This is a genomic window from Mesorhizobium sp. M7A.F.Ca.ET.027.03.2.1, assembly GCF_003999175.1.
Classification (GTDB): Bacteria; Pseudomonadota; Alphaproteobacteria; order Rhizobiales; family Rhizobiaceae; genus Mesorhizobium.
Window position 1 is genome coordinate 1 of sequence record NZ_RZOM01000708.1, and the last position, 3,281, is coordinate 3,281.

The 3,281-nt window shown below is 65.7% G+C and carries 2 protein-coding genes; both read left to right on the forward strand.

The window, feature by feature from the left end:
* Positions 1-214 precede the first annotated feature (214 nt).
* Complete coding sequence (locus EN750_RS25335) at positions 215-2,635, forward strand: glucan 1,4-alpha-glucosidase (protein WP_127398152.1); 2,421 nt, start codon at positions 215-217, stop codon at positions 2,633-2,635.
* Positions 2,636-2,698: 63 nt separating this feature from the next.
* The coding region (locus EN750_RS25340) for an NAD(P)-binding domain-containing protein (RefSeq protein WP_245482804.1) at positions 2,699-3,281 on the forward strand (583 nt) is incomplete at its 3' end.

Genomic DNA, 3,281 nt, shown 5'->3' on the forward strand with positions numbered 1-3,281 from the left:
TTTTTGGCCATGGTGCTGATTTGCGCCAGTGACCCGCCGCACAGGCGGGTTTTTCGCTTGATGCTCCGTCAGCCAATGGCGGGCGAAGGCTCCGAAGAAACCCGTCAGCCCGAGTTCGTTGCCCTGCCGTTGGACCGGCCGATCAACTTGCGGTGCAATGATTGTAAAGGGTTCGCGTCCTGGTCTAGGGAGGAGGCCAGGAGACCGAAACAGAATGCCAGTGACGCAAAACGTTGCTCCGGGCGCCCCGGGAATTCCGGCGCGCTGGACATCAAGCGCCAAGAGTGGTGTCGGAACGTCGCTTTCGCCGGCCGGCCGGATCTGGTTTACGATCAGCCACGGCATCCTCAACGAAATCTATTATCCGCGCGTCGACGGCGCCTGCACCCGCGACCTCGGCTTGATCGTTACCGGTCCCGGCGGCTATTTTTCGGAAGAGAAGCGCGATGCCGTGCATACGATCGAACCGTTCGAGGACGGCGTGCCCGCCTACCGGCTGGTCAATACGGCGAATGACGGCGCCTGGCGGATCGAAAAGCGCATCCTCGCCGACCCCGCGCGCCCGGCTCTGCTGCAGGAAATCACCTTCACGGCGCTGAAAGGGGTGCCCGGTGGCTACCGCGTCTACGCGCTTCTGGCGCCGCATCTGGTCAATGCCGGCATGGGCAACACCGCCTGGGTCGGCGAGCACGAGGGAAAGCCCGTGCTGTTCGCCTCGGGACGCGGCTCTTGCCTGGCGCTGGCCTCGTCGCAGCCCTGGCGCACCGGTTCGGCCGGCTATGTCGGCTTTTCCGACGGTTGGCAGCAACTCCACAACACCGGTGAGCTCGACGCTGCGTACCAGCGGGCCGAGGACGGCAATGTTGCGCTGACGGGCGAGATCGGCTTTTCCGCCACAGAGACCAAGGCCTTGCTGGCGCTTGGGTTCGGCGCGACATCGGACGAGGCCGCGGAACATGCTTTCGCCAGCCTGAAGCAGGGTTTTGAACCCGCAGCGAAATCCTACCTCCAGAACTGGCGCCAATGGCAGACTGGCCTGCTGCCGTTAGATCGACACACGGCACCATCGGGTATCAACAGCTATCGCACCAGCACCGCGGTACTGGCGACGCACCGGTCGATCGCGACACCAGGCGCCGCGGTCGCCAGCCTGTCGATCCCGTGGGGCTTCAACAAGGGTGACGACGACCTCGGCGGCTATCATCTGGTCTGGCCGCGCGATCTGGTCGAGACGGCGGGCGGCTTTCTTGCTGCCGGCGATGCTGCCTCGGCCCTGCAAATCCTCGATTACCTCAGCTCCATCCAGCAGCCGGACGGCCATTGGCCGCAGAACGCCTGGCTCGACGGATCGGCCTATTGGCCCGGCATCCAGATGGACGAATGCGCCTTTCCGCTGCTGCTGGCCGATGCTTTGCGCCGCGCCGGCCATTTGCCCCGCGCCAGGCTCATGACCTTCCTGCCGATGATCGAGCGCGCCGCCGGCTATGTCGTGCGCAACGGGCCCGTCACCGGCGAGGACCGCTGGGAAGAGGATGCCGGCTACAGCCCGTTCACGCTCGCCGTCGAAATCGCCGCACTGCTTGCCGCGGCAGACCTGCTCGACGCCTGCGGCAAGACAGACGCCGCGACCTATCTGCGCGAGACATCAGACGTCTGGAACGACCAGGTCGAGCGCTGGACCTACGTCACCGGCACGGCGATCTGCAGTCAAGTCGGCGTCGAAGGCTACTATGTCCGCATAGCACCACCCGACAGCGCCGAGGCCGGTTCGCCGAAGGACGGCTATGTCCCGATCAAGAACCGGCCGCCCGGCGACACGGATCGGCCCGCCAAGGAGATCGTCAGCCCGGATGCGCTGGCACTTGTCCGCTTCGGTCTGCGGGCGGCCGACGACCCGCGCATGACAGACACGGTCAAGGTCATCGACGCGCAATTGCGCTGCGATCTGCCGCAAGGGCCGCTCTGGTACCGCTACAACGGCGATGGCTATGGCGAGCACGAAGATGGCGCGCCTTTCGATGGCACCGGCCAGGGTCGCCCCTGGCCGCTGCTGGCCGGCGAACGCGCCCACTACGAGCTGGCGGCGGGGCGCAGGGAAAAGGCAGCCAGCCTGCTGGCTGCGCTGGAAGGCTCGGCCGGGCCGGGCGGCCTATTGCCGGAGCAGGTCTGGGACGGCGCCGATCTGCCGGAACGCGAACTGCGCCACGGCCGCCCCTCGGGCAGCGCCATGCCGCTGGTCTGGGCGCATTCGGAGCATATCAAGCTGCTGCGCTCGCTGCGCGACGGCGCGGTCTTCGACATGCCGCCGCAAGGCGTCAAGCGCTATATCGAGGACAAGACCGTATCGCCGTTCAGAACCTGGCGGTTCAACAACAAGATCCGCACCATGCCGGAGGGCAAGACGTTGCGCGTCGAATTGTTGGACCCGGCTACAGTCCACTGGAGCACCGACAACTGGGCGACCGCCCACGACAGCCATACGGTGGAGAACGCCTTCGGCATCCATCTTGCCGATCTGCCTGCGGCAAGCCTCCCCGAGGGAAGCACGCTGCTCTTCACTTTTTTCTGGCCCGGGACCGGCGATTGGGAGAATGTCGACTTCTCCGTCATATCGGGCGACCAAGATGGCCAGTAGATCACAGCCAGTAGACCTTCCCTCGATAACCCCGCAAATCTCTTAGAAAACAGGGACGAAACCATGCAGATCGGAATGATGGGACTTGGCCGGATGGGCGCCAACATGGTCCGGCGCCTGATGCGCGACGGCCACGAATGCGTCGTCTACGACATCAACCCGGCCAGCGTCGCCGCCCTGGTGACCGACGGCGCGTCAGGGGCGGCCTCGATGGAAGGATTCGTCGGCAAGCTGGCCAAGCCGCGCTGCGTGTGGCTGATGCTGCCGGCGGCGATCACCGGCAGGATCATCGACCAGGTGGCGGCCCTGATGGAGCCCGGCGACATCGTCATCGACGGCGGCAATTCCTACTACCACGACGCCGTCGACCAGGCCGCGAAACTGGCCGGCAAGGGTATCCATCTTGTCGATGTCGGCACCAGCGGCGGCGTCTGGGGCCTGGAGCGTGGCTACTGCCTGATGATCGGCGGCCCCGACGTGGCGGTGCAGCACCTCGATTCGATCTTCGCCACGCTGGCACCGGGCGCCGATGCCGGCTCCAATCCGCCTGGGGATGCCGGCACCGCGCCCTTCGGCTATCTGCATTGCGGACCCAGCGGTGCCGGCCACTTCGTCAAGATGGTGCACAACGGCATCGAATATGGCG

Bases quoted from the DNA above. Each gene is read 5' to 3' on its own strand.
- EN750_RS25335 (WP_127398152.1), top strand. From the start codon at position 215: ATGCCAGTGACGCAAAACGTTGCTCCGGGCGCCCCGGGAATTCCGGCG.